This is a genomic window from Aurantibrevibacter litoralis, from assembly GCF_034651555.1.
Taxonomy (GTDB): domain Bacteria; phylum Bacteroidota; class Bacteroidia; order Flavobacteriales; family Flavobacteriaceae; genus Aurantibrevibacter; species Aurantibrevibacter litoralis.
This window is the reverse complement of the sequence record NZ_JAYEEQ010000022.1, coordinates 44,983-51,220: the sequence shown is the minus strand read 5'-3', so window position 1 is coordinate 51,220 and position 6,238 is coordinate 44,983. Positions and strand designations below refer to the sequence as shown.

Below are 6,238 nucleotides of genomic sequence, written 5' to 3'. Positions count from 1 at the left end.
AACTTCACTTTGTGGAACAGCGTACCTGCTGTGGGGGACTCTGTATAGTTGCAACTGGTACATTGCCGTGAGCCCGCGGGAACGCCGTTACAGAAATTTCTATGACCGCATTTCTGGCAGCGGTAACCGTTACCCCATTTGAGCTCCGAGAGGTACGCAAGGCAGGCCTCAGTGGTAGAGAACCGTTCTTGAAACTCAAAAAGGGAGAGGCTTTTGAATCTTTGCTCCATAGTATAAGATATTATTTGCCCTAATTTACTAACTTTACATCTAATAACAAAGTGCCTAAGTCAATTTATTTAATATGAACAAACCTTCGTGTTTCTTGCTTCCTTTTTTCATTGCAGCATGGCATCATAAGTACTTCGTTGGTATTACAGCCATTCATAATAGCAAATAAACGTTGTGTTTTGTACCAAAGGAATCTGCCATTGCAAATATACTATACTGCGTATTAAATTTCGCTACGCAGGTATTCAAGATGTATGGTGAACAAGATTCCCTTTCGGGGTATTGGTTGTATTTCGTTGTACCCTGCAAATATCCGCATGTATGTTTTGCGCAACAATCTCAACAAAACTCCTTACTTTTAGAATCTCAAAACATACTACAAATGTCAGTTTCCAAAAAAGAATATAAAAGAATCACTGTAAAATCGCTGGTGGATATGAAGCAATTGGGCGAAAAGATATCCATGCTAACTGCTTACGATTACTCGATGGCCAAAATTGTAGATGCGGCGCAGATCGATGTTATTTTGGTGGGCGACTCTGCCAGTAACGTTATGGCGGGTCATGAAACCACTTTACCCATAACGTTGGATCAAATGATTTATCACGCCTCTTCGGTAATTCGTGCCGTAAACCGCGCCTTAGTAGTAGTAGATCTTCCTTTTGGCAGCTACCAAAGTGATCCTAAAGAAGCACTACGTTCTGCTATTCGGATTATGAAAGAGAGTGGTGCTCATGCCGTTAAGGTAGAAGGCGGTTCCGAAATTAGAGAATCCGTAAAACGAATTTTAAATGCTGGTATTCCCGTAATGGGTCATTTGGGCCTTACCCCACAATCCATCTATAAATTTGGAACCTATACCGTAAGGGCTAAGGAAGAATTAGAAGCTCAAAAATTAAAAGATGATGCTATTCTTCTGGAAAAGGCGGGCTGTTTTGCTATCGTTCTAGAAAAAATACCTGCAAAACTAGCCAAAGAAGTGGCCTTAAGTGTACGTATTCCAATTATTGGTATTGGTGCAGGAAACGGGGTAGACGGTCAAGTTTTGGTATTACATGATCTGTTGGGTATTACACAAGAGTTTAACCCGCGTTTTTTAAGACGATATATGAATTTATATGAGGAAATGGGCGCTGCTATTTCCCAATACGTAAGCGATGTAAAAAGTCGAGACTTTCCTAATAACGAGGAGCAGTATTGAAACCGATGACCAACAAACCAAGGGCAATACAATCCAACGCAGATAACTTACAAGTGCTCTACGAAGACAATCATATCATAGTGATAAATAAGAGGGTTGGCGATATTGTTCAGGGTGATAAATCTGGAGATATTCCTTTAAGTGAATTGGTAAAGACATACCTGAAAATAAAATACAATAAAGAAGGTGTCGTGTTTTTGGGCGTTGTCCATCGCCTAGATCGGCCTACCTCCGGAATTGTCGTGTTTGCTAAAACTTCTAAAGCACTGACCCGGCTAAATAAAATTTTTGCTGCCAAGGAAGCTACCAAAACCTATTGGGCTGTAGTGCAACGCGCACCAGAGCACCCAAAGGCTAAACTTGTACATTGGTTAACGAGGAATACCAAACAAAACAAGTCCTATGCACACCGCAATGAAGTGGCAGACAGTAAAATAGCCATCTTAACATATTGCATTCTGAAAAAATTAAACACTCTTTTTTTATTGGAAATAGACCTAGAGACAGGGCGTCATCACCAAATACGTGCGCAACTGACTGCAATAGGATGCCCTATAAAAGGGGATCTAAAGTATGGATTTGATCGAAGTAATCCGGATGGTGGCATCTGCTTACACGCACGTTCTTTAGTGCTGGTACATCCGGTAAAAAAGGAATTGATGCAATTTATTGCCCCACCGCCCAAAGATCCCATTTGGGACTCCTGCCTTTAAATTACATTTTATTTATGTGTAATAAAGCGGTTTTTGTTGCCCAATTATCGGGTTACCGACATCGCTTTTTCGCGTATGATTTGCGCCACAGGTCGGTTTTTTAGATGACTCTCTAGCCAAGATAAAATATCCAAATATAAGAACGCCCGTTTTTCGTACGGGTGGTTTTCGTATTTTTTTAGTTGATTGTATAATTTTTCAAATTCGCCTCGCAGCTCGTGGGGATAAATATTGCCTAAGTTTCTTAAAAATTTAATCATTTCCTTCTGAACGGCATGCATGTCATTCATTTTTAATAAAAACTTGTAGGTGCTTTTTAGTTGAATTTCCAAATGATAATCCATCCCCGCTTCATAATGTGCCACCAAACTTAAAACCCGTGCAAAGCACATAAGATCCTCGCGCATTTTTAGATTTTTGTTGAGAATGATTTTTTTGAGATACTGAATGCAACTTTTATTATCGCCAACACCAAAATACAAACAGGCAATTTTGTAATATAACACCATTACATGGTGCTCATCGATTCTATCTTTGTGTTTCCCAATACCGTATTCTATGATCTTTACCAAATAAAGGCCTTTATCAAAGGTGCCTTCCAAAAAATGAAGATTAAGCTTGTTAGAATTCAGATACAGAAAAGCCAAGGAGCTAATGTTGTCATTCTTAGGAAAATAGGCACTTTCTACCATCTGCTCCAAACGTTCCAATGTTTCTCTAAACTGCGAACTGTATTTTACATAGAACAAAGACTCTAGCAAATAATTATTACCTTTTAAATAAAACACCGGGTTCAAATAAATCATTTCCCGCTGTTCGTAGAATAAATCTACCCACTTATTGGCATATTTATAGCACGATAAAAAATCCTGTATTAAAAAACTGTACCACAAATGAGCCTTGTAGAGCCATAATTTTTCACGAAAACCCAATTCCTCGATCCTGTATTCCGGTAAATGGCTCTCAAAATAATTCTTCACTTTTTGAAGATCCTCATTACTTCGCACATAGCCCACCTTTAGCATCATCCCATATAATTGCAAGGAAAGGTTAGACAACTTGCTGGCCATTACGTTTTGCGCAGAAAGTTGCTTTGCTTGTAGTGCGAGTTCGTCTGCCCTGTCGGGAATGCTTCGGGTAATATATTGCGTTTCAATAACTTTTTCGAGTTCTACGATTTCGTAGGCAATATTTTTCTCTTCGTGTTCAATAGCGTTGGTTTTGGCCTTATCCAGTATTTTTAGACTTTGCTTATACAAGCCTTTTTGATAGAGAATGGTAGCAAAATCTAACTGTTCTCTTATTTGTACACGGATATTCTGGTTTACCGGATTAAGTCGTAAACTTACTAAAACTTGTTTGTAGAGGTGGGCTTTTAAATTTGATAACTGCGATTTTTTTACGATCTCGCTATCCAAAATCACCTTCTCGTCATATTCTTTCATTTTGTCTAATAAATTAAACAATCCCAAGAATTTAGCATCGGTATTAACCCCTAATCGGCCAACATATAATTTAAATTGTCGTTTTTCCGATTTTGAGAGTGATTTTATCAGCACAAACAATGCGTCTTTATGAGCCGTTGTCATCGTAATAAATTTTATTTAAATCGCTGTTATATAATATATTATGTACTTGAAAAACTACTTTAACGTTGTAAATAGCACGGCCTTCCCTTCCTAAGACCACCCTTTAAAACTATCTTCGTAAAGGATATTCAAAATTACGTAAATATAATGAGTAAAGATATAGTACAAATTTTTGATACTACGCTTAGAGATGGAGAACAAGTCCCCGGATGTAAATTGGATACCAAGGAGAAATTGGAAATTGCCGAACGGCTAGATCTTCTTGGGGTAGATATTATCGAAGCCGGTTTTCCCATTTCTAGCCCAGGCGATTTCAACTCCGTAAATGAAATAGCCAAACTCGTTAAACACGCCACGGTTTGCGGACTTACCCGTGCAGTTCAAAAGGATATAGAAGTGGCCGCCCAAGCCCTAAAACATGCTAAAAAGCCAAGGATACATACCGGTATAGGTACTTCGGAGTCTCATATAAAATTCAAATTTAACTCTTCTAGAGATGCTATTATAGAACGTGCTGTTTTTGCCGTTAGCCTTGCAAAAACTTTTGTAGAGGATGTAGAGTTTTATGCCGAGGATGCTGGAAGAACGGATAATGAATTTCTTGCTCGGGTGTGCGAAGCGGTTATAAAAGCAGGGGCAACGGTACTCAATATTCCGGACACTACAGGGTACTGTTTACCGGATGAATACGGTGCAAAAATACGGTATTTAAAAGAAAATGTAACGGGTATTCACAAGGCCATACTTTCCTGTCACTGCCATAACGATCTTGGGTTGGCTACGGCAAATTCTATTGCCGGAGTTATTAACGGTGCACGACAAATAGAATGTACCATAAATGGCATTGGCGAACGTGCCGGGAACACCGCTTTAGAAGAGGTGGTTATGATCTTACGGCAACACCCAAGCCTTAATTTAGATACGCGTATCAACAGTAAACTGCTGTACGATACCAGTAGAATGGTTTCTCAGAAAATGGGAATGCCTGTACAACCCAACAAGGCTATTGTGGGTTCTAATGCGTTTGCTCATAGCTCCGGGATTCATCAGGACGGGGTAATTAAAAATAGAGAAACCTATGAAATTATAGACCCCGAAGAGGTTGGAGTCAATGAATCTTCCATCGTTCTTACCGCAAGAAGCGGAAGAGCGGCATTGGCTTACCGAGCTAAAAAAATAGGCTACGAACTAACCAAAGCACAGCTAGACATTGTGTACCAACAATTTTTAGTGTTTGCAGACCGAAAAAAGGAAATTCTAGATGAAGATATTCCTAAAATTATCGCAGCAAGCAATGTGAATATAGAGAATTTGGTCTAAAATGGACTTAAAAATAGCGGTATTAGCAGGCGATGGTATTGGGCCAGAAGTGATGGCGCAGGCTATTAAATGTCTAAATGCCGTTGCAGATACTTTTAATCATTCCTTTAGATTTACGACCGCAGTTATTGGTGCCGAAGCCATGTCTATTTCCGGAAACCCTCTGCCGTTAAAAACCATTCAAGTGTGCAAAGCGTCGGATGCAGTGTTGTATGGTGCAGTTGGACATCCAAAATACGACAATGATCCTACCCTAGCGATACGTCCGGAACACGGATTGTTTAAACTTCGAAAAGAACTGGATATTTTTGCCAATATTCGCCCTGTAAAATTTTTTCCTACTTTGGTTAAAAAATCGCCACTCAAGGAATCTATCATCTCGGGTACCGATTTTGTGATCTATAGGGAACTCACAGGAGGTACCGTTTTTGGTAATGGTAATTTTAATACCGATGCCACAAGTGCATCCGATGTGTATGCGTATACGGAAACACAAATAAGTCGCATAGCTCATTTAGCGTTTAAAGCAGCTCGAAGCAGGCGCAAAAAACTCACTTTAGTAGACAAGGCCAATGTGTTTGATTCTTCTAAGCTTTGGCGCAAAGTGGTGACTAAGATTGGCGAAAGTTATTCGGACATTGAATTGGACTTTCTATATGTGGACAATGCGGTTACACAGATAATTTTACATCCTACCCAATTTGACGTTATTTTGTCTGATACGCTTTTTGGCGATCTTCTTTCTAATGAAGCTAGCGTTATTGGGGGCTCTATTGGTCTGTTGCCGTCGGCTTCCGTGGGAGATGAAACAGCTATGTTTGAACCCGTTCACGGTTCTTATCCGGAAGCAGCAGGAAAAAATATTGCAAACCCTATCGCTTGTATTTTATCGGCAGCCTTGCTGTTACAGTATTTTGGGTTAGATGAAGAAGCGGCTTCCGTGGTTGCAGCCGTAAACAAGTCTATGCGAAAAAATATAGTAACGCCCGATTTAAATGCGAAGGTTACGCATACCACAGAGGAAGTAGGGAATTTTATTGCTACAAATATTGTGGAAACAGATAACTACCTTAGCAGCAATGCCGAAAATATTGGCTTAGGAAGATCTACTATTATATAAATATCTTTAAAATAATGAAAGCGTCATAATGATCAGGTTTTAATCAAATTTGATGGTGCTAAAT

The 6,238-nt window shown here is 39.4% G+C and carries 6 protein-coding genes; 4 read left to right on the top strand and 2 right to left on the bottom strand.

The annotated features are described in order from the left end of the window. The coding region (locus tag U1E44_RS16880) for a transposase (protein WP_416242065.1) at positions 1 to 230 on the bottom strand (230 nt) is incomplete at its 3' end. Positions 231 to 613: 383 nt separating this feature from the next. Between U1E44_RS16880 and panB the strand changes: the two genes are divergently transcribed. Together panB and U1E44_RS14825 are read left to right on the top strand one after the other, a co-directional pair. Further along, the gene (gene panB, locus U1E44_RS14830; RefSeq protein ID WP_322931889.1) at positions 614 to 1,432 is read left to right on the top strand and encodes a 3-methyl-2-oxobutanoate hydroxymethyltransferase; all 819 of its coding nucleotides are present in this window, start codon (positions 614 to 616) and stop codon (positions 1,430 to 1,432) included. 5 nt (positions 1,433 to 1,437) lie between these two features. Next, positions 1,438 to 2,145: an RluA family pseudouridine synthase gene (locus U1E44_RS14825; protein WP_322931888.1), complete on the top strand. Its 708-nt coding sequence runs from the start codon at positions 1,438 to 1,440 to the stop codon at positions 2,143 to 2,145. 44 nt (positions 2,146 to 2,189) lie between these two features. On the opposite strand, the gene U1E44_RS14820 is transcribed toward U1E44_RS14825, so the two are convergent. Then, on the bottom strand, positions 2,190 to 3,734 hold the full coding sequence (locus U1E44_RS14820) for a hypothetical protein (RefSeq protein WP_322931887.1): 1,545 nt from the start codon (positions 3,732 to 3,734) through the stop codon (positions 2,190 to 2,192). A gap of 147 nt (positions 3,735 to 3,881) precedes the next feature. Between U1E44_RS14820 and U1E44_RS14815 the strand changes: the two genes are divergently transcribed. Beyond that, positions 3,882 to 5,054: a 2-isopropylmalate synthase gene (locus tag U1E44_RS14815; RefSeq protein ID WP_322931886.1), complete on the top strand. Its 1,173-nt coding sequence runs from the start codon at positions 3,882 to 3,884 to the stop codon at positions 5,052 to 5,054. Between the two features lies 1 nt (position 5,055). Next, on the top strand, positions 5,056 to 6,174 hold the full coding sequence (gene leuB / locus U1E44_RS14810; protein WP_322931885.1) for a 3-isopropylmalate dehydrogenase: 1,119 nt from the start codon (positions 5,056 to 5,058) through the stop codon (positions 6,172 to 6,174). Positions 6,175 to 6,238 lie beyond the last annotated feature (64 nt).